Source organism: Brachybacterium sp. J144, from assembly GCF_036321705.1.
Classification (GTDB): Bacteria; Actinomycetota; Actinomycetes; order Actinomycetales; family Dermabacteraceae; genus Brachybacterium.
Genome location: NZ_JAZDCG010000016.1, coordinates 15,525 through 35,639, shown reverse-complemented (window position 1 = coordinate 35,639; position 20,115 = coordinate 15,525). Strand labels below are relative to the sequence as shown.

At 73.3% G+C, this 20,115-nt stretch carries 20 protein-coding genes and 1 pseudogene; 12 read left to right on the top strand and 9 right to left on the bottom strand.

Annotated elements, in window-relative coordinates; all coding sequences use genetic code 11:
- The first annotated feature begins 88 nt into the window (after positions 1–88).
- From V1260_RS06955 to V1260_RS06940, 4 genes are all read left to right on the top strand, one after another.
- Entirely contained in the window at positions 89–724 is a 636-nt protein-coding gene (locus V1260_RS06955) for a TetR/AcrR family transcriptional regulator (RefSeq protein WP_329746084.1), read from the top strand.
- A gap of 120 nt (positions 725–844) precedes the next feature.
- On the top strand, positions 845–1,237 hold the full coding sequence (locus V1260_RS06950) for a hypothetical protein (RefSeq protein WP_329746083.1): 393 nt from the start codon (positions 845–847) through the stop codon (positions 1,235–1,237).
- Between the two features lie 251 nt (positions 1,238–1,488).
- Positions 1,489–2,382: a hypothetical protein gene (locus tag V1260_RS06945; RefSeq protein WP_329746082.1), complete on the top strand. Its 894-nt coding sequence runs from the start codon at positions 1,489–1,491 to the stop codon at positions 2,380–2,382.
- A 574-nt stretch (positions 2,383–2,956) separates the two neighbouring features.
- Positions 2,957–3,367 (top strand): hypothetical protein, encoded by a 411-nt coding sequence (locus V1260_RS06940; RefSeq protein ID WP_329746081.1) that lies wholly within the window; start codon positions 2,957–2,959, stop codon positions 3,365–3,367.
- A gap of 65 nt (positions 3,368–3,432) precedes the next feature.
- On the opposite strand, the gene V1260_RS06935 is transcribed toward V1260_RS06940, so the two are convergent.
- The 4 genes from V1260_RS06935 to V1260_RS06920 all read right to left on the bottom strand — a co-directional run bounded on the left by V1260_RS06935 (position 3,433) and on the right by V1260_RS06920 (position 9,277).
- Positions 3,433–4,791 (bottom strand): acyl-CoA dehydrogenase family protein, encoded by a 1,359-nt coding sequence (locus V1260_RS06935; RefSeq protein WP_329746080.1) that lies wholly within the window; start codon positions 4,789–4,791, stop codon positions 3,433–3,435.
- Positions 4,791–6,008: an acetyl-CoA C-acetyltransferase gene (locus tag V1260_RS06930; RefSeq protein ID WP_329746079.1), complete on the bottom strand. Its 1,218-nt coding sequence runs from the start codon at positions 6,006–6,008 to the stop codon at positions 4,791–4,793. The genes V1260_RS06935 and V1260_RS06930 overlap by 1 nt, the downstream gene beginning before the upstream one ends.
- Positions 6,009–6,062: 54 nt before the next feature.
- A complete protein-coding gene (locus V1260_RS06925) occupies positions 6,063–6,965 on the bottom strand; it encodes a PRD domain-containing protein (protein WP_329746078.1) in 903 nt (300 codons plus the stop codon).
- Positions 6,966–7,129: 164 nt separating this feature from the next.
- Positions 7,130–9,277, bottom strand: a complete 2,148-nt coding sequence (locus V1260_RS06920) for a glucose PTS transporter subunit IIA (RefSeq protein ID WP_329746077.1) — start codon at positions 9,275–9,277, stop codon at positions 7,130–7,132.
- 365 nt (positions 9,278–9,642) lie between these two features.
- Here V1260_RS06920 and V1260_RS06915 point away from each other — a divergent pair, with 365 nt between their 5' ends.
- From V1260_RS06915 to V1260_RS06890, 6 genes and pseudogenes are all read left to right on the top strand, one after another.
- The gene (locus V1260_RS06915; RefSeq protein ID WP_329746076.1) at positions 9,643–10,101 is read left to right on the top strand and encodes an acyl-CoA thioesterase; all 459 of its coding nucleotides are present in this window, start codon (positions 9,643–9,645) and stop codon (positions 10,099–10,101) included.
- Between the two features lie 7 nt (positions 10,102–10,108).
- Positions 10,109–10,249 (top strand): annotated as a pseudogene (locus V1260_RS06910) (type II toxin-antitoxin system RelE/ParE family toxin); the annotation flags it as partial.
- A 153-nt stretch (positions 10,250–10,402) separates the two neighbouring features.
- Entirely contained in the window at positions 10,403–10,684 is a 282-nt protein-coding gene (locus V1260_RS06905) for a hypothetical protein (RefSeq protein WP_329746075.1), read from the top strand.
- Between the two features lie 10 nt (positions 10,685–10,694).
- Complete coding sequence (gene pdxH, locus V1260_RS06900) at positions 10,695–11,372, top strand: pyridoxamine 5'-phosphate oxidase (RefSeq protein WP_329746074.1); 678 nt, start codon at positions 10,695–10,697, stop codon at positions 11,370–11,372.
- 131 nt (positions 11,373–11,503) lie between these two features.
- The gene (locus tag V1260_RS06895; RefSeq protein ID WP_329746073.1) at positions 11,504–12,214 is read left to right on the top strand and encodes a DsbA family protein; all 711 of its coding nucleotides are present in this window, start codon (positions 11,504–11,506) and stop codon (positions 12,212–12,214) included.
- Between the two features lie 98 nt (positions 12,215–12,312).
- Entirely contained in the window at positions 12,313–12,762 is a 450-nt protein-coding gene (locus tag V1260_RS06890) for a hypothetical protein (protein ID WP_329746072.1), read from the top strand.
- Positions 12,763–12,847: 85 nt separating this feature from the next.
- Here the strand turns inward: V1260_RS06890 and V1260_RS06885 are convergent, their stop codons facing one another.
- On the bottom strand, positions 12,848–13,735 hold the full coding sequence (locus tag V1260_RS06885; protein ID WP_329746071.1) for a GH25 family lysozyme: 888 nt from the start codon (positions 13,733–13,735) through the stop codon (positions 12,848–12,850).
- 50 nt (positions 13,736–13,785) lie between these two features.
- On the bottom strand, positions 13,786–14,523 hold the full coding sequence (locus V1260_RS06880) for a glutamine amidotransferase (RefSeq protein ID WP_329746070.1): 738 nt from the start codon (positions 14,521–14,523) through the stop codon (positions 13,786–13,788).
- Between the two features lie 74 nt (positions 14,524–14,597).
- Here V1260_RS06880 and V1260_RS06875 point away from each other — a divergent pair, with 74 nt between their 5' ends.
- Together V1260_RS06875 and V1260_RS06870 are read left to right on the top strand one after the other, a co-directional pair.
- Complete coding sequence (locus tag V1260_RS06875) at positions 14,598–15,569, top strand: aminoglycoside phosphotransferase family protein (protein WP_329746069.1); 972 nt, start codon at positions 14,598–14,600, stop codon at positions 15,567–15,569.
- 92 nt (positions 15,570–15,661) lie between these two features.
- Positions 15,662–16,150, top strand: coding sequence for a glutathione peroxidase (locus V1260_RS06870; RefSeq protein ID WP_329746068.1), 489 nt, complete (start codon positions 15,662–15,664; stop codon positions 16,148–16,150).
- A gap of 84 nt (positions 16,151–16,234) precedes the next feature.
- Here the strand turns inward: V1260_RS06870 and V1260_RS06865 are convergent, their stop codons facing one another.
- The 3 genes from V1260_RS06865 to V1260_RS06855 form a co-directional block, all read right to left on the bottom strand.
- Positions 16,235–16,651, bottom strand: coding sequence for a hypothetical protein (locus V1260_RS06865; RefSeq protein WP_329746067.1), 417 nt, complete (start codon positions 16,649–16,651; stop codon positions 16,235–16,237).
- Positions 16,652–17,011: 360 nt separating this feature from the next.
- A complete protein-coding gene (locus V1260_RS06860; RefSeq protein ID WP_329746066.1) occupies positions 17,012–19,126 on the bottom strand; it encodes a S9 family peptidase in 2,115 nt (704 codons plus the stop codon).
- A 58-nt stretch (positions 19,127–19,184) separates the two neighbouring features.
- A complete protein-coding gene (locus V1260_RS06855; RefSeq protein ID WP_329746065.1) occupies positions 19,185–20,105 on the bottom strand; it encodes a PhzF family phenazine biosynthesis protein in 921 nt (306 codons plus the stop codon).
- Between the last annotated feature and the right edge of the window lie 10 nt (positions 20,106–20,115).

The window sequence follows — 20,115 nt, the reverse complement described above, 5'->3', positions numbered from 1 at the left end:
CCACCCCCCATATCGCCCCCCCGTCGCTCCTCCCTCCCTTCGCCGCAGAGCCGGGGGCGAGGACGCCCCGACGGACGAGGAGAGACCGATGAGCCAGGGGACAGCGCTGTCGCCGCCGCGCCGGGGCCGCGGCCGCCCCAAGGGGCAGGACTCGACGGTCGTGCGCAACGCGGTGATGCATGCCGCGGTCGAGCTGATCGGCACGCAGGGGTACGCCGCCACCTCGATGGCACAGATCGCGGAGGCGGCCGGCATCTCCCCCTCGGGGCTCGCCCATCACTTCCCCTCCAAGCGGGCACTGCTGGGGGCGGTGCTCGCCCATCGCGACGAGGTCGACGCCGATCCCGCGGACCACCTCGGGGAGATCCCCTGGCGCGCCTTCGACCACCTCGTCGAGGTGGCCGGGATGAACATGCAGCGCCGCCAGATGGTGGCCCTCTACATGACCATGGTGAGCGAGGCGGTGCCGCCCGAGCATCCGGCGCACGAGTGGATGCGCCGGCACTACCGCTCGGTGGTCGAGAACCTCATGGAGGGCCTCCGACTGGACCAGGAGAACGGGGCGGTGCGCGAGGACGCCCCGCGCGAGGTGATCGCCCGGCAGATGGTCGCGCTGATGGACGGACTCCAGGTGCAGTGGCTGATCGACGAGTCCCTCGACATGCAGGTGCTGCTGCGCGAGCAGGTCGACTCGTTCAAGGCGCGCTGGGGCACGAGGAGCTGAGGAGTCGGCCCGCGCCCATCTCGCAAGTTAGGCGAGCCTTGCCTCAGTGACCGCTCGGCGTCTACGGTGTCGGACACCTTCCGCCGGGCGCGTCCCGGCTCCCGCCGACCGAGGAGCACCGTGGACACCCTCACCCCTCGCCATCTCCTGATCGGGGACGAACAGGACCTGCCCCTGCTGCGCCTGCTGCTGGGCGGCTTCCCCTGGGACTCCGTGGGCGAGCTGGTGATCGAGCTGCCCGGCCGGCGCCACCCGCTCATCGCGACCCCACCCGGCATCTCCCAGCGGGTGGTCGTCACCGCCCCGCACGAGCCGCGCGGCCTGCGTGCCTGCGCGGCGCTCGAGTCCTGGGTCTCCGAGTGGCTGCTCGGCGAGCGCGCGAGCGCCGAGGGGCATGCGATCTTCCTCGGCATGGCGGGGAACCCGCTGGTCGAGAGCCGCTGCGAGGCGCTGCTCGCCCGGCATCCGCGCCTGCACATGCACCGGCCGAGCCCAGCGGGCGCGCTCTCCTGAGGGCGCGGGCTCCGTGCCGACGGGGGTCGGGGCGGGGTGCGCGGTCATCGTCGTCCTTCGCGGGGCCGGGTCGCGGCGGGCGGTCCGCCCGACGGGGGTCCGTCTCAGTGTGGGGTCGGGATTCCCTCGTTGCGAGGGTGGGGGCCATGGGCAGTCCTCCCCGTGGGCGGGGCGGCGAGACCGCCCTACAGTGGGAGCAGGCCGCGGGTCAGGAGGTGCCGCGGCACGCACGAGGGGAACGGGGCACGACGATGACGACGACATCTCGCACGGTCGAGAGCCGGCGGCGCGGGGCGCGTCGGGCGGCGCTGCTCGCGGGGGCGGCCGCGCTCGCGCTCAGCGGCTGCGGGATCGCGAACACCGCCTTCCCCGTCTCGCTGGCCGACGAGGACGTGATCACGGTCGTGCGGTCTGATGCGGGCATCTTCGGCTACTACGGCGGCAGCACCATGGAGGTCGCCGCCACCACGATCACCACCCGATACACCCTGCCCGACGGGACCGAGCTCTACGAGGTCGCCGACGAGCTCGAGCCGCTGCAGCGGGAGCGCGTGGTCGACGCCGCGGAGACGTACCTCGAGTGGGAGCGCTTCGCCGGCGACCAGGGGCTGTGCACCGACATCCCCGACACCACGGTGAAGGTCAGCGGGTCGAGAACCCACGAGTCCTCGTATCAGGAGTGCGACCTCGACGTGCTCACCCAATTGCGCAGGACCGTCGAGGACTCCCGGGGTCGCGTCACCCGGGACCTCGCCCACCCCACCCAGGAGTGGACCGTCGAGATCCAGCCTCTGACCGCGGAGGGCGAGCCGGTGGCCGACGCCGGGGCGGTCGAGCGCTACGCGTTCCAGCCGGGGTACTACCCGGACCTCGCCATGGTCCAGGCGGAGGGCGTCCCCGAGGGATGGGGCGCGGATCTCGCCCCCGGGCCCGAGGAGGGGCAGCGGGTGCTCGAGGCGCCCGAGGTCGCCACGGCGCTCCAGGGGATCAACGACGTGCTGCTCGACCAGGACCGGATCGGCTGCGGGGACGCGACCGCGGAGCTCACGCTGACCCGAGGCGGCGAGCCCTCCACCGTCTGGGAGTTCCCGGTCTGCCCCGGCCAGACTCCGGAGGAGCTGGTCGGGGCGCTGCGGGGGCTGTGAGCGGGGGCCGGAACATAGATATCGCCGGCAGGATGGAAGAGGAGGCGGGAACTCGCATTCCCCATCCGGCTCTTCGCAATTGACGGTGAGATGGCTGGGAATGGGGGTGAGTGGCACTGAGGTCTGGCAACAGGCCGGGGTGGGGACCGATGGCAGCGGTGAGCTGTCCACCGGAGGGACGTGAGCGGCACCTGCCCTGCATATTGCAGGCCTCGTGCCGCTCACGTCCCTTTCATGGACATCGGGGCCGGCACTGCGCTGCCCGGGAGACCGCACGAAGTGGGCCAGGTCCAGTCGGAGAGGGAGGGGGCCGCGATCTCCCGAGGAGGGAGGCAGCCAGCGCCTTCTCCGGCAGCTCTCGGCGTACGTCCCTCCCGCGCCGCCCCTCCTCGACACCGGCACAGTCAGACCATTGCTGCACCGTCACATGCGATGAGCCGTCGAACCGTCACACGGGGAGATCCCGTGTTGACCTCGTGAAACATCGCTCGGTCGGCCCAGACTCAGGGCTACCTTTCCTCGCAGGGACGAGAAACGTCGATCAGCAGTCACGACCTCAGAGGGAGCCTGCAGCATGGAGTCACGAGACGGATGCCTGAGCACCGGCTGGAAGGTCGCGTTCGCTCTCGCGGCAGCCCTGACCATCCTCGCCCTGGCGGCCTTGGTGCTCGGCGCGCGATCGTACCTTTGGGGGCCTGGGCTGACCGTCGAGGATCTGGTGGCGGACCATCCGACCTTCAGCGAGACGACCGACGTCACCTCGGAGTACTGCGCCCAGGAGATCGGCTGCGTGGAAGCCTGGGAGACCCCGTACGGCACCTACATGCGCTTCGACTCCACGGCGGAGGCCACGCACTGGGCGACGATCTTCGGTGGCGACGGCGCGCAATGGAAGAAGTTCGTTCTCGATACTCGCGGTCACGACCTCAGCGACGGCGAACGCACGACCGCGGTGCAGACCCTCCTGGCGTACGACGGGGTCTGACGGAGCGGCGGCGGAGCACCCGCCCCGCCGCCGCTACCCCGTCGGCCGCCCCGCGGCCCACGGGCTCACGCGAACGCGCTGACCCCCGTGATCGCGCGGCCCACGATGAGGGACTGCATGGTGTCGGTGCCCTCGTAGGTGTGGAGGGCCTCGAGGTCGCTGCGGTGGCGGACCACGCGGTTCTCGAGCAGGATCCCGGATCCGCCGAGGAGGTCGCGGGCGTTCGCGGCGATCTCGCGGGCGGCGCGGGTGTTGTGCACCTTGGCGAGCGAGGCCTGCTCGGGCCGGATGGTGCCAGCGGCCTCGAGGTCGGCGAGACGCCAGCAGTGCAGCTGCATCGAGGTGAGGGTCTGCAGCATGTCGGCGAGCCGCACCTGGACGTGCTGGGCCTTGGCGAGCGGCCGGCCGAACTGGATGCGGGTGGTCGCATGCTCGAGAGCCGCCTCGTAGCAGGCTGTCGCGTGCCCGAGCGCTCCCCAGGCGACGCCCGCGCGGGTCGCGAACAGCACGCGGGAGGTGTCCTTGAAGGAGCGGGCGCCCGGCAGGCGCTGATCGAGCGGGATCCGCACATCCGTGAGGGTGATGTGGGCCTGGTGGATGGCGCGCAGCGCGACCTTGCCGCGGATCACCTCCGCCTTGTAGCCGGGCAGGGACTGGTCCACCAGGAACCCGCTGACCTGCCCGTTCAACTGCTCGTCGGAGGGGTCATCGACCCGAGCCCACACCACCGAGAGGTGGCAGCCGGCGCCGTTGCCGATCCAGCGCTTCTCCCCGGAGAGCACCCAGCTGTCGCCGTCGCGGCGGGCGACGGTCTCGAGCGAGACCGAGTCGGAGCCGTGGTCGGGCTCGGTGAGGGCGAAGGCGGCGTGCTCGGTGCCGCGGGCGAGGGAGTCGCCCCAGCGCTCCTTCTGCTCCTCGGAGCCGAGCAGCATGATCGAGCGCAGCGCGAGCCCGCCCTGCACGCCCACCATGGTGCCGACGCTGCCGTCGATCCGGGACAGCTCCATGTTCACCAGGCCCGTCGCGAGCGGGCTGAGCACGCGGTGTCCGGGGACCTCGAGACCGTCGGTGAGCAGGTCGAGCTCGCCGAGGCGGGCGATCAGCTCGATCGGGTACTCGCCGCGGTCCCACCAGTCGTTGATGCGCGGCAGGATCTCGCTGGCGAGCGAGCGGGCATCCGCCCAGGCCCGCAGGTCCTCGCCGGCGACGTCCTGGAACAGGCCGTAGTGGTCGGCGGCGGCGGGCAGGAGCTCCGCGGGGGTCGCGGCCGCCGCGTCGGGCGCCGAGACGACCGCGCGGTCCGTGACCACGGACCCGCGGCGGTCCTCGTCGGCCCCGGGGTTGCCGCCGAGGGAGATGTGGCCGGGCACCGGGGCGCCCCAGCCGCTCGAGCCGGAATCGGCGGAGGTGTCGTTGCTGGTCATCACTTGATCCTCTCGAGGATGAGGGCCATGCCCTGGCCGCCGCCGACGCACAGGGTGACGAGGCCGTAGCGGCCCTCGCGCTCCTGCAGCCCGTGGATCAGGGTCGTGGTCAGGCGGGCGCCGGTGGAGCCCCAGGGGTGGCCGAGGGCGATCGCGCCCCCGTGGACGTTGAGCTTGTCGTGGTCGATGCCGAGGTCCTCTGCGGCGGGCAGGACCTGCGCGGCGAAAGCCTCGTTGAACTCGACGAGGTCGATGTCGTCGATCGTGAGGTCGGCGAGCGCGAGCGCCTTCCGGGTCGCCTCGACGGGGCCGAGGCCCATGATCTCGGGGCTGAGCCCGGAGACTCCGGTCGCGACGACGCGGGCGAGCGGGGTGATGCCGAGCTCCTCCGCGTACCCGCGCTCCATGACGATCAGCGCGGCGGCGCCGTCGTTGAGCGGGCAGCAGTTGCCGGCGGTGACGGTGCCGCCCGGGCGGAACACCGGATCGAGGGCGGAGACCGCCTCGAGGGTGACGCCCGCACGCGGAGAGTCGTCCGCGTCGACGACGGTGCCGTCGGCGAGGGTGACCGGGGTGATGTCGCGGGCGAAGAACCCGGACTCCCGGGCGGCCTCCGCCCGGTTCTGGGAGCGGACGGCGTACTCGTCCTGCGCCTCGCGGGTCACGCCGCGCAGCTCGGCGACGTTCTCCGCGGTCTGGCCCATGGTGATGTACGCGTCGGGCAGCTCGCCGTCCTCGCGCGGATCGTGCCAGGGGGCGGGGATCTCGCGGGTCGCGCGCTTCTCGGTCCGCTCCCAGGCCTGCTGGAACAGCGGGTCGCGGGCGTCCTCCTCCATCAGCTTGCCGGTGCTCAGCGAGATCGACTCGACGCCCGCGGAGATCACGGCGCGCGCCTCGCCGGAGACGATCGCGTGGAAGGCGGAGCGGGTCGTCTCGACCGAGGACGCGCAGAAGCGGGTGACGGTCGCGCCGGGCACGGTGTCCAGGCCGAGGCGGACGGCGACGGTGCGGGCGAGGTTCCCGCCCTGATATCCCTCGGGGATCGCGCAGCCGAGCTGGAGGTCATCGATCGTGGCGGGATCGAACTGGGGCACCTGGTCGAGCGCGGCGCGGATCATCTGGGCGGCGAGATCGTCGGGGCGGACGTCCTTCAGCGATCCTTTGCGGGCTCGCCCGATCGGGGAGCGGGCGACGGCGACGATGACGGCTTCGGGCACGGGTCCTCCTGTGACGACGGTGTCTGCGGAGCGCCGGCCGTCAGGGACCCGCGCTCACTCGTTAGTGATACTACGGGTTGCAGATACCTCGTGGGAAGTCGTGGCCTCCGCCCCGGCGCTCTCCGCCTCCATCGTCATGCGCGCGACGTGCAGCGCGAGATAGGAGACCTCGTCGTAGGAGAGCTCGTCCCCCATGCGCAGCTGCACGATGACGGCGAGCTGCTGGGCGGTGCGCGCGGCGTCCGGGTAGGCCTCTCGGATGGTGCGGCTGATGAGGGACTGCTCGCCCGCGAGCTGGCGATGCTGCTGGATGCGCACGAACATGTAGCGCACGTGGGTGATGAAGCGGGCGGCGGCCATCGAGTGGCGGTCCACCTCGATCCCGTAGCGCTCCCCCACGATCGCGAGCATCTGCTGGATGACGCCGGTCATCGTGTACGTGAAGGACAGGTCACCCGTGGAGAACCCGGCGTTGACCAGATGGAGGGCGAGCGCGGTCGTCTCATGCTCGGGCAGCGCCGGGTCCACCAGGCGGTTGACCTCCTCGAGCAGGCGCCGCGCGCGGTCGTACTCCTCGGGGTAGAGGGTCTGCACCTCGGCGCGCAGCGGGTACTCGATCGCGATTCCGCGGTGCAGCCGGGCTATGGCGCCGGAGACGTGGTCCGCGACGGCGATGGCGAGGGTGGGGCGGTTCGACTCGCCGCTCTCGATCCCGGACTCGCGCAGCGCGATGACGACGGCGCGCAGCACCTCCTGGTCGATCATCGCGAACGCCTCCGCGAGGTGGTCCGGGTCGCGGCCGTCCGCGGGGACGAAGACCTGCACGATCTTCGCGGGGTCGACCTCCTGCCCCACCTGGGCGCGGAAGCCGAGGCCTCGCCCGGTGAGGATCACGCCGCGACCGGAGTCGTCGCGCGAGAGCACCACGTTGTTGTTCAGGACCCGCAGCACGCGCATCGGCTCCGCACCCTCCTGTCGCTCCTCATCCTCGAGAGGGCCCGCCGCGGCGGGCCGTTCCCGGAGCGCGCACCCTCTGCCGGGAGGGTACGCGCACCGGGCGTCAGGCTCCGTGCCGGAAGGTCCCGGGACGGGGGCGATCTCGTCCCGGGCCGGGTGCCCGGTCAGCGCCGGGCGGTGATCGCCACGTCCCCGGCGGCGACCTCGCCCGCGGGGGCGGGCTCGACCGCGGCGAAGGTCGCCGTGTTCGGAACGGTCACCAGCGTGATCGAGTCGAAGCCCGCCGCGCGGATCTTCTCGAGGTCGACGACGGCGAGCAGGTCGCCGGCGCTCACCCGCTGCCCCTGCGCGACGCGGACGTCGAAGCCCTCGCCCTGCATGGTCACGGTGTCGATCCCGACGTGGACCAGCACCTCGGCGCCGCCGTCGGCCAGGATCCCGAAGGCGTGGCCGGTCGCGGCGACGGTGGCGAGCAGCCCGTCGGCCGGGGCGACGATGCGCCCGTCGGCCGGGATGATGCCGACGCCCTCGCCGACGGCGCGGGAGGCGAAGACGGGGTCGGAGACCTCGTCGAGGCCGACGAGCCGGCCCGCGACCGGCGCACCGATCACGACGGCGCCCGCCGAGGACCCCTCGGACGAGCCGTCGGAGGAGGCGGCGGCCGGGGCTGCAGACCCATCGGCCGGAGCGGCTCCACCGTCGGCCGCGGCAGCGCCGTCGGCCGACGACCCGGCCGCGGCACCCGCGGTGGCAGCACCCGCGGGGGCGCCGACGGTCGCGAGCTCACGCTCGGCCTCCGGAGCGGCGGCGGCCTCGGCGGAGTCACGGGCGGCGTTCGCCTCCGCGCGCTGCTCGGGGGTCATGTAGTCCGAGAAGTACACGAGCACCATCGCGATCACGAAGGCGACCGCGATCGCGATGACGTAGGTCAGCATCGGATCGAAGACCGGGATGGTCAGCAGCGAGGTGAAGGCGAACACGGAGGTGTTCACGCCGCCCAGCAGGCCCACGAGGAGGCCGCCAGCGAGGCAGCCCACGAGCATGCGCGGGTAGATGCGCTTGAAGCGCAGGTGGATGCCGTACAGGGACGGCTCGGAGATTCCGCCGAACAGGCCCGCGGCGAGCGCACCGGTCGCGGTCTGGCGCATCTCGGCCTCGCGGTGGCGGATCGAGAGGAGCAGCACGCCGGCGGTCGCGCCGAAGCAGGCGAAGTTCCACGCGCCCATGGGGCCCTGGATGAAGTCGTAGCCGAGGGAGTTGATGTTCTGCAGCATGAGCGCGTTGAGCGGCCAGTGCAGGCCCAGCGGCACCAGGAACGGGTACAGCAGCGGGATGAGGATCGCGAAGACGATCGGGGCGTTGCCGTTCAGCCAGGCCAGGCCCGAGCCGAGCCCGTTGCCGGCCCAGATGCCGAGCGGGCCGATGAGGAAGGCCGTCACCGGGATCATGACGAGCATCGACACGAAGGGCACGAACACGAGCTGCAGGTTCGCGGGGAACACCTTCTGCAGACCCTTGTAGACCAGGGCGAGCAGCGCGACCATCAGCAGCGGCACGAAGACCTGGCCGCCGTAGTCGTTCAGCTGCATGGGCAGGCCGAACACCTGCGCGACGCACTGCTCGGTGCCGAGCAGGTCGTTGGTGGTGCAGGTGACGCCGGGGGTGTCGGCGCCGAGGCCCAGGTAGTCCGGGGTCATGACGGCGGCCATCACGGCCGCACCCACCCAGCCGTCGATCTGGAGCTTCTTCGCGGCGTTGAACGCGACCATGATCGGCAGGAAGTACAGCACCGAGCGCCACATCGCGTCGACGAACACCCAGGTCGCGGACTTGTCCTCGGCGCGGAAGTCGACCATGCCGAGCGCATCGAGGACGGAGGCGATCGCGATGATCAGCGAGGCGCCCAGCAGCACGCCCATGAGGGGGCGGAAGGAGTCGGAGAGGTACTCGAAGAAGCTGTCGAGCCAGGACCACCGGCCGCGCGCCTTCGAGCGGATCGCAGCCTTGACCTCTGCGTCGGTCTGCGGGCGGGCGGTGCCGCCGGCGGCCATCGAGGGCAGGGCCATGATCTGGGAATAGACGCCCGCGACGGCACCGCCGATGACGACCTGGAAGCGGTCGCCGGACTGCGGGACCGTGCCCATGACGTCCTTCAGGGCGTCCAGCGACTCGCGGTCCACCTTGTCGCCGTCGTGCAGCTGGAAGCGCAGGCGGGTCGCGCAGTGGGTCAGGCTCTCGATGTTCTCGGGCCCGCCGACGCCGCGGACGATGTCCTCGGCGGTCGACCTGGCCTGTGGGGAGGAGCTGCTCATGGGCGTCCTCGCCCCCTCTCGTTCGGTGGCGCGGGCGCGACTGCGCGTCCGGGCTCGGCGTGCGGGCAACAAAAAAGACCCAGGGCCCTGCCGGGTGCGTCGTGGCGCGCGGCATGGTCCCAGGTCTTGCTCCCCCGCCGAGGCGGGGGATGACAATCCAGTGAACTCTGAGGTTCGAGGAGGACCTTAGCAGGATCCTCGAGAAGCGCAAGGGGCGCGAGGGGCACGGGTCCGCATCGAGGAGTCTGCTCCCGTCGTCACCCCGGCCGCGGCCTGAGCCGACGGAGGAACGTGCTGGTCACCACACGTTCCGTGCGCAACACCAGCACCCCGCGACAGGCGCGGCGGCGCTACGCTCCGACACCATGAACGACGCCTCCGCCGAACCCGTCATGTCCTTCCGCACCCGCAAGTGGGTGCGTCCCGAGGACCTCAACGCGAACGGCACCCTGTTCGGCGGCAGCCTGCTGCGCTGGATCGACGAGGAGGCCGCGGTCTACGCGATCATCCAGCTCGGGCAGCAGCGCGTCGTCACGAAGTACATGTCCGAGATCGTCTTCGTCTCCTCCGCCCGCGAGGGCGACATCGTGGAGATCGGCCTCGTCGCCACGGCCTTCGGGCGCTCCTCGCTCACGATGCGCGCGGAGGCCCGAAACCTGTTCACGCAGAAGAGCATCCTCACCATCGAGGAGATGGTGTTCGTGCACGTCGACGAGCAGGGCCGCCCCGCGCCCCACGGCTTCACCGAGATCACCTACGACCGGGACCGCGTCCCGGCTCGTCACCGCGCCTCCGAGACGGAGCGGACGTCGGCCCGGTCGTGAGCGGCCTCTGAGCCGAGCCGGTCGAGCCCGCGGGCCGCGACGGCAGGCGGAGACGTACGTCCGTGAGATCCAGGCCGCGATCGAGCGCGTCGCCGACGATCCATCCCGCGGTCGCTCCGTCGAGGAGATCCGCGAGAGGTGTCGCCGATACCCCGTCGGCAGCGGCGACGGCTCATCCCGGCGCGGTGGCCGTGACCCCCCTCAGGTGGAGGCGATCCCGTCGGGGATCAGACCGCGGTGGCACGCCCTCGCCCCGCCAGGGGGACGCGTCGCCCGCACGCCGCGGCGGAGGGTGGGGTCCATGAGCACCTCACGCATCGCCACCAGCCGCACCGGCACCCGCGACCCGGGCGCCCCGATCCCCTACCGCCCCCTCCCCGACGCCTACGGAGAGGCCGAGCTGCTGCGCGCCGTGCGCGAGACCCGCCGTCGGGCCGAGGCCGCGGGAGCGGACCCCTCGCTCGTCGAGATCGACGTGGACGCGGTGCACTCTCCGAAGCGTCCCCGCCGGAGCCGTCGCCCCGCGGCGCCGCGCACCCCGGGACTCGGCCCCCTCCTGCGGCCCCGCCACCGCCACGCCTAGGATCGCGGGCATGACCAGCGCCTCGGATCGCCTCGCGGGAGACCGCCTCGACTACCTCGCCGGCGCCCTCGCCGACGACGCCCCCGCCGATCCCCTCGCCCTGTTCGCCCGCTGGATGGACGAGGCCCTCGCCCGCCGCGACGCCCACGGCGACCTGCCCGACCCGACCGCCGCCGTCCTCTCCACGGTGGCCCTGGACGAGGACGGCGCCCCGCGGCCCCGCTCCCGCACCGTGCTGCTCAAGGGCCTCGACGCGCGCGGCGCCGTGGTCTACACGAACCTCGACTCGGACAAGGGCCGGGAGATGGCCGCGACCCCGCGGGCCGCCCTGCTGCTGCCCTGGTACGCGCTGCAGCGGCAGGTGCGGATCGAGGGCCCCGTCGGTCCGGTCCCCGCGGAGGAGTCCGACGCCTACTGGGCGAGCCGGCCGCGCGGCTCGCAGCTCGGCGCCTGGGCCTCCCGCCAGTCCCGCGAGATCGACTCCCGCGACCGGCTGGAGGCGCAGTACGCCGAGCTCGAGGCACGGTTCGCCGGTCAGGAGGTGCCGCGCCCGGAGTTCTGGGGCGGGCTGCGCCTGCGCCCCGAGCGGATCGAGTTCTGGCAGGGTCGCGCGCACCGGGTCCACGACCGGCTGGTCTACGCGGCGACGGCCGACGGCGCCTGGCGCCGCAGCCGGCTGCAGCCCTGACCGCACGGGCGGCTCAGAGCCCGAAGGCCGCCGGGTAGGTCACCGTGCCGCGGGGACCTCCGTCCGAGGCGGTGCCGGAGGGTCCGGCTACGCTGGCCGGGACCCCGCCGCGCGATCCCCGAGGACCCTCCATGGCCGACACCGGCTCCCGCCGCCCGCTCATCATCGTCGTGATCGCCGGGGCGGCGTGCCTGCTCCTCGTGCTCCTCGCCGCGATCGCCGGAGTCATCGGCGTCGTGGTCCTGCGCGGCTCGGACCCGACGGATCCCGCCTCCGCGGCCGAGATCGTCGCGCCGCCCGGCGCCGCCGAGGACCAGCCGTACCTCGAGCTGTCCAGCAGCGCCGACGGACCCGTCGTCGACCTCTACCTGGACTTCCTCTGCCCCCACTGCGCGACCTTCCACGAGACCCACGGCGTGGACCTCGAGACCCTCGCCGGCTCCGGGGAGATCACGCTGCGGGTCCACCCCCGGCCGATGCTGGACGCGAACTCGAGCCCCGCGGGCTACTCGGGCCGGGCCGCGAACGCCGCCCTCGCCGCCTATGCCGCGACCGAGGACCCGCAGACCTGGTTCGACGCCGAGCGGGCGCTGTTCGGGAACCAGCCCGGCGAGGAAGGGCTCACCGACGAGGAGCTCGTCGGGCTGATCCAGGAGGCCACCGGCGTGGACGTGAGCGAGGACGTCGCCGCCGGCACCTACCTGCCGTGGCTGCTGGACGTCGTCGAGCCGGAGGCGCTGCAGAGCGTCCAGGGCACCCCCGTGGTGATGATCGACGGCGAGATCTTCGCCGGCGACATCGCCGCCGCGGGTTCCGTGCGCGAGGCGATCGAGGCGGCCTGACCGACCCCGGGTGACCTCCCGGCGACGGGCAGTCGAACACCTGAGGACGCCTCCGGTGCGTCGGCGCCGACCGGGCGGAGCGCCCCTACGCTGGCCGTATGCAGACCGAGATCTCCCCCACGCCCGTCGGCCTCACCCGCGACGCCGGGTGGCAGCTCGGCGTCAGCCGCACCGTCGCCGCCCCCGCTTCGGACGTCTGGCGGCGTCTGCTCGGCGAGTGGCTCCCCCAGTGGCTCGGCGTCGAGTCCGTGCCGCAGATGGTCGGCGCCCCGGTGCGAGACGGGGCTCGAATCCGAGGGCGCGTCGTCGGCTGCCACGTGGGACGACGGGTGCGGCTGCGCTGGACCCCGGTGACCCTGGATCACGAGACCGTCTTCCAGGTGACGCTGCAGGAGGCCGCCACCGGCACCACGATCGGCATCCACCAGGAGCGCCTGCTCGGTGCCGCCGAGCGCCAGGGCCTCCTCGAGCACTGGACCTCCACCCTCGACGGCCTGGTCGATAGCATCGCGGGCGAGAGCCCCATCCGGCACGACCTGCCGAACTGACGGCCGGGGGCGGTTCGGGGCCCGCCCGGCGGGCTCTACTCCTCGGTCTCCCCGGGTCCAGCCGCTGGACCTCGCCCTACCGCCCCTACCCCGCCGCGACCTCGTGCCCCAGGGCGCCCTCGCCGTCCGGGATCGTGGCGTGCTCCCGAAGCAGCTCGATCCGGGCGACGTCCACGTCCACCGCCCCCTCGATCCCCGCGACCCGACCGTCGAAGCGGAACTGCCACACCGCCCAGTCCTCCTGCTGCGGGCGATCCCGCTCGGCGAAGAGCCAGTCGGGCCGGGAATCGGTGACGGGCAGACCGTAGTGGGTGCGCCAGTCGGAGGAGGAGTAGATGACCAGTCGACGCCCCCATGCCTCCTCAACCGCGGCGGTGAAGGCGTCGATCTCCGCCTGCACGGCGACCACATCGGGCAGCTCCTCGCAGGCGCCGTCGAACTCGAGGTCGAGGGCGGGCGGCAGGGCCGTGTCGTCGGGCGGGGCGGCGGCGAGGAAGTCCGCCGCCTGGTCCGCGCCCGGCGAGCAGAGCGTGAAGTAGTGGTAGGCGCCGGGGGTGATGCCCGCGGCGACCGCGCCGTCCCAGTTCTCGCGGAAGCGGGAGTCGGTGTGCCCCACGCCCTCGGTCGCCTTGAGGTACGCGAAGGAGACCCCGTCGGCCGCGACGAGCGTCCAGTCGACGTCCTGCTGGTGGGCGGAGACGTCGATGCCCATCGTCTCGTCGGCGGCGAGCTCGATGCCGGCCGGGAGCTGGGAGCGGATCGGCGCCTCGGAGGGGGTCGCCGTGACGGCCATCGCCGCGTCGTCGGCCGCGAAGGGGATCCGGGCCGGCGCCCCCGCCGCCCCGTCTCCGCCGCCGCGCAGGGCGCCGATCACCGCGGCGGTGCAGCCGCCCACCACCAGGAGCAGCACCACGGCGAGCGCCGCCGCGACCAGCTGTCGTCGGCGGACCTGCGCGCGCGTGTATCGGGGCACCCGGGGAGGCTACCCGAGGCGCCCCCCTCGGGCCGGGACGCGGCGCCCGGTCAGCGGGCGAAGAGCGTGGCGAAGGCGCGCAGCAGTCGGCGCGGCTCGTCGACCGTGAGCGGCTCGAGGGCGGAGAAGATCTCCTCCATCTGATCGGGCGAGAAGTAGCCGTTGTCGCGGTAGGCGCGGGCCCGCTCGATGATCGAGGGGACGTCGAGCTCGGGGTGGAACTGGGTCGCGTACTGGCGGGTGCCGACGCGGAACATCTGCACCGGGGCGGTGGGGGAGCTGGCGAGCGCCGTCGCATGCGGCGGCAGGGTGTGCACCGCCTCCTTGTGCCCGACCAGGCCCAGGAAGGTGTCGGAGAGCCCGGCCTCGCGGACCAGCGGGTCCTCGCGGCCGGCGTCGGTGAGGGTGACCTCGACGGCGCCGAGGGGCTCGCCGTAGGTGTGGTCGATGCGGGCGCCCTGGTGGGTGCCGAGGGTGCCGATGCCGTAGCAGGCGCCGAGGAAGGGGATGTCCTCGGCGATCACCCGGTCCAGCACGCGGAAGATCTCCGCCTCAGCGGTGCGCTCGACCGCGGACTTCGTCTCCTCGGGCTCGGAGACGGTGAAGGGGCTGCCGCCGAGGATGATCCCGGAGAGGTCCTCGGCGCCGAGGTCGGGGAAGGGCTCGCGGTCCACGCGCACCCACAGCAGGTCGGCCTCGTCGAGCCCGGTGAAGTCCAGGACGGACTCCCTCTCGGCCTGGGCGACGGAGTCCTCGGGGCGGGCGGCGATGAGCACGAACGGTTTCACCCCTGAAGGCTAACGCCGCGCGCTCCCGCCGTAGTCTCGACATCGCCCCCGCCGACGACGCCGCAGGAGATCACATGACCCCCGTCCCGCCCCGTCCGCCCGAGATCGCCGGGCATCCGGTGCCGCCGCGCCTGCTCGAGAGCAACGACGCGGGCCTGGTCGCCTGGCGGGAGCGGCTCCCCGGCGTGGTCGACGAGCTGCTGGAGGGCTGGGGCCTGCGCGCCTCGGCGCCGTTCCTGCCGGGCGGGTCCAGCGCCTGGGTGGCGCCGGTGGTGACGGCCGACGGGGCCGAGCGCGTGCTCAAGGTCGCGTGGGCGCATGACGAGTCGCGCGACGAGGCGGCCGGGATGTCGGCCTGGCAGGGCCACGGCGCGGCTGGCGTGCACCGGGCGGAGCGGGAGGGCGAGACGGCCGTGCTGCTGCTGGACCGGGTGCGTCCGGGGACCCCGCTCGCTGAGTGGGGGACCTGGCCGGAGCGGGACGAGGTGGCGGCGGCGGTGATGCGCCGGCTGTGGGTGGCGCCGGAGCGACTGGTCGGAGCGGAGGAGGCGGCGCGCTTCCGGCCGCTCGCGCAGATGTGCTCCGCATGGGCCGACGGGGCGGCGGCGCGGGCGGCGTCGGGGCCGACGGGGTCGACGGAGCCGGAGCGGAGCGACCCGTCGGCCGGACGGCTCCCGGACGACCTGGTGGAGCACGCGCTCGAGCGGTTCCGCCGGTTGCCCGAGGAGTGGGACGGGGAGCAGGTGCTGCTCGCGACCGACCTCAACCCGGGCAACATCCTCGCCTCCGCGGGCGGCCCCGATCCGTGGGTGCTCATCGACCCGAAGCCCTATGTCGGCGATCCGCACTACGACGTGCTGCAGCACATGCTCAACGACCCCGAGCGGATGCGCGCGCAACCCGGCCACTTCGCCGACCGGATGGCGCATCTGACGGGCCTCGACCCGCGGCGCGTGCGGGAGTGGCTGCTGGCGCGCTGCGTGCAGGAGTCGGCGTGGATGGACGGGGCGGCGGAGGCGGCGCTGCTGCTGGCGCGGGACCTGTGAGCGGGCCGTGGCAGGCGCCTGAGCGAGCCGAGCCCCTGCTGGAGCCGGAGACGGTCTGCCGCGCCCGGGGCGGGAGGTCCACAATGGGATCCATGAGCACCCTCGCCGATTTCACCGCGACCACCCTCTCCGGGACCGAGAAGGACCTCTCCGAGTACGTCGGCGAGGTGGTGCTGATCGTCAACACCGCCTCGAAGTGCGGCTTCACGCCGCAGTACGCGGGCCTGCAGGACCTCTACGCCCGGCTCCACGAGCGGGGCCTGGCGGTGCTCGGCTTCCCGTGCGACCAGTTCATGCACCAGGAGCCGGGCGCGGCCGACGAGATCGCCGAGTTCTGCTCGATCAACTACGGCGTCGAGTTCCCGATGTTCGCGAAGATCGAGGTCAACGGCGAGGACGCCCACCCGCTGTACCAGTGGCTGACCGGAGCGCACGAGGGCGTCGAGGCAGGGGAGATCCCCTGGAACTTCACCAAGTTCCTGCTGGACCGCGACGGGCGGGTCATCGCCCGCTTCGCCCCGGACGTCACGCCCGAAGACCTCGCTCCCGAGATCAAGAAGGCCCTCTCCGCCACGGCGTGAAGGAGGCGGCGCGTGACGTCGGCTGCTCGTCGCAGGCGTCGACCCGTCCCCTGAACGCGGCGGCTCGTGGACCGGGGACCGGGCTCAGGGCCGTGCCGCGCCGGCGGAGGGCAGAGCCCGCAGTCCCGCGAGCAGGAGCAGGATCCCGGCGATCCGAAGCACCGCCGTCAGGAGGCCGACCCCGACCTCGAGGGAGGTGACCGCGACCTGCACCGCCTGCGGGACCATGTCCAGATTCCCGCTCAGCTCGACCCCGAGCAGGCTGCCCGCGACGCCCGCGAGCATCAGGACGATGCCGCCCTCGCGCAGCCTGCCCCTGCCCCTGCTGGTCACGATGATCGCCAGGACCAGACCCGCGATCCACGCGGCGACGGAGACCGGGGCCGCGAGGAGGGCCACGAGGGCGACGCCCAGCTCCACCAGCTCCTCGCGCAGAAGGGAGACGTCGAGGGCGTACAGGAGCTGGAGCAGCAAGCCGCCGACCCCGAGCACCAACGACACGGCCGTCGCGAGGATCAGCCACCGGGCCGGGCTCCGTGCTGAACGGACCGGCGGCGCCGCTCCCCATGTCGGCTGCACGGGAGGCTGCTGACCGGTGTACGGGATCCCCGCCTGCTGCTGACCCGCGTACGAGGCCTGTGCCTGATGCGGACCCGGAGACGGATGCCCGGGATTGCTCCCGTCGGCCGCCTGGCCGGTCGGACCGTTCACGTGCGGAGACGTCATCTCTTCCCCCTCGTCTCATCCCCGCTCCTGAGGGTACGGGAGATCGCGGCGGCGCTGATCGTCATCCACAATGCCCCGGCACGACTCGTCATCCACAATGCCGCGGCACCACCCCCCCCGGGCCCGCCGTATCGCTCAGCCGCGGTCGAGCGGCAGCACCGGCACGCAGGCCGGGCTGAAGCCGAGCACCTGCCCGTAGAAGGACAGCCCCGCCTCGAGCGCGGCGATGATGCTCTCCGCCTTCCGGAAGCCGTGCTGCTCCCCCTGAAACAGCAGGTAGGCGTGGGGGATGCCCTTGGCGGCGAGCGCATCGCGCACCCGCTCCGACTGGCTCGGCGGGACGATCCGGTCCTCGTCGCCCTGCAGCAGCAGCACCGGACACTCGAGCTCGTCGACGTGGTTCAGCGGGGCCCGGTCGACGTACAGGTCGCGGCACTCCGGGTAGGGGCCGACGAGCCCGTCGATGTAGCGCGACTCGAAGTCGTGGGTCTCCAGCCGGAAGCTCTCCAGCTCCGCGACGCCGAAGCTCGAGATCCCGGCGGCGAAGGTTGTCGTGCGGGTGAGGCATGCCAGGGTGGTCCAGCCGCCCGCGCTGCCGCCCTCGATCGCGAGCCGCCTCCCGTCAGCGATCCCCTCGGCGACCAGGTGCTCCATGACGGCGACGGTGTCGGTCACGTCGACCACGCCCCACTGGCCGCGCAGGCGGTCCCGGTACGCGCGGCCGTAACCGCTGGAGCCGCCGTAGTTGACCGCCACCACGCCGAGCCCGCGGGAGGTGTAGTACGCGACCGGCAGGGACAGCACCGGGGGGACGTGCGAGGTCGGGCCGCCGTGCACCTGTGCGATGACGGGCGGCAGCTCGCCCTCGCGGCCGGCGATGCCCTCCTGCCGGGGACGGTAGAGGATCGCGTGCACCACGCCGCCGTCGGGCAGCGGCACCTCGATGCTCTCGCCGACCGGGAGCAGGGAGGGGTCCGGGGCGTCGTCGCGGGAGGAGCGGAGCACCCTCAGCGGAGACAGCGCCGGGGCCGAGGGGCCGGGGCCGGCGGCGGAGCCGAGGTCCAGGTGCGCCGTCTGGATCGCGGCGAACTCGGTCGGCGAGGCGCCGGCGAGCACCAGCAGACCGTCCTCGCGCAGCACCGCGGTGCTGATCTGCGTGAGCGGGCAGTCCAGCGGGGAGAGCTCGCCGGTGCTGATCCGCAGCACGGACAGCCTCGTCGCGGCGCGGCCGTGCTGGACGAGTGCCCGGTCGGCGTCGAGCACCTGGTACCAGGTGGTGCCGAGCGCCCACATCGGGCTCGCGAACTCCTCCTCGCGTTCGAGGACCTGGCGCGCCCCGTCGGCCGAGGACCACACCCAGGGGTTCCACCAGCCGGTGCTGTCGGAGACGAACATCAGCTGGTCGTCGTCGAGCCATTCGGGCTGCATCACCGAGACGTCGGGGCCGCCGGCGACGATCTCCCCCTCCCCGGCGCTGCCGTCGATCAGCGGGGCGAGGTGCAGCTCCGTGCCGTCCCACGGCATCTGCGGGTGCTCCCAGCTGAGCCAGGCGAGGCGCGTGCCGTCGGGGCTGAGCCGCGGATGGGCGACGAAGCGGCTGGCCGGGGTGACGCGGCGGATCGCCGCGAGGTCCTCGGCGGCGGAGCCGTCCAGCGGGACCGCGGCGATGTACCGCTCGATGTGCGGGGCGCCGTCGGCGTCGGTGCGCGGGCCCTGCTCGCCGCCGGTGTGGTCCTCGCAGATCCACCACACCTCGACCTCGCCGTCGGGGAGGGTGACGACGGTCGGGTCCGCCCAGCGTAGGGAGGGTCCGTGCGCAGACTCGACCTCGGGGCCGACGGGGCTGAGCGGGCGCGGCGCCCCGCCCTCCCGAAGCGCGTGGACGCGCTGGTCCTCGAAGTTCACGAAGACGACCAGCGGCGGCTCGGCCGACGGGGCGGTCGGGTCGGCCGACGGGCCCGCCGGCTCGGGCACCACGGCCCAGCTCGCGCCGCCGTACTCGTGCACCCGGGAGCGGGCGTTGAACGGGGCGGGCAGCACCGTGACGGCCTCGTGGTCGCTGGAGCCGTCGGCCGCGAGGGACCCGGCGGTGCGGCGGATCGCCTGGCGACCGCCCTCGGTCGCGATGCCCTCGGTCCACCACACGTGGTCGCCGACGAGCGCGGGCGCGCCGAGCCGGGTGCCGCCCGTGGCGAGCAGCTCGGCGGTGATCGGGGAGGGCCAGGAACCGTACGGAAGGGTCGTCACCATGGGGGACACCCTAGGCATCCCCGCCGGTCCCGCGTCGAGGAAGACGCAACCTCGCAGGTCAGACCAGGATCGTCCTCTCCACGGTGGGCACCGTCGCGCCGCCCACCCAGAGGGTGCCGTCCTCGTCCTGCTCGAGCGTGATGCGGCCCTCGCGGCCGAGCACGGTGCCCTGCGCGGCGGTCCAGCGCTGCGGCGCCTCGCCGCGGCCGACGAGCCATTGGCCGATCCCCGCGTTGAGGCTGCCGGTGACCGGGTCCTCCTCGCCGCCGGTATGGAAGGCGCGGACCTCGTAGAGAGGGTCATCGCCCGCGGAGCTCCCCGCTCCGCTCGCCCATCGACCGAGCACGCCCACCTTCCGGTCGCCGAGCCGCACCGGGTCGGGCCGCAGGGAGAGCACCCGCTCGGCGTCCTCGAGCTCGACGACCTGCCAGCCCGGGCCGTTGTCCGCCCAGGCATGGCCGCGCACCGCGCTGCGGTCCACGCCGAGCGCGGCCGCGATTGCCGCCACCTCGCCCTCCTCGATCGGACCCTCGCGGCGCAGCGGCGGCGCCGCGAAGGCGAGCGAGGCCCCGTCGGCCCCGAGCGAGGCCCCGTCCGCCCCGAGCGCAGCTCCGTCGGCCGTGGTGCGGCGCACCGTGATCAGACCGGCCGCGCACTCCTGCACGATCCGCTCCCCCGCCGGGACGCCGCCCGCGAGCAGCCACGCCCGCGCCGTGCCGAGCGTGGGATGGCCGGCGAAGGGCAGCTCGCCCGTCGGCGTCCAGATCCGCACCCGGTAGTCGGCGCCGGGGACGGTCGGGGCGAGCAGGAAGGTCGTCTCGGAGAGGTTCGTCCAGCGCGCGATGCGGGCCATGTCCTCGCCCGTCAGGTCCTCCGCGTCGAGCACCACGGCGAGCGGATTGCCGCGCTGGGGCATGTCGGCGAAGACGTCGAGCTGGAGGAACGAGCGTCGGCGGGGCGACGGGGAGGACGGGACCATGACCCCATCC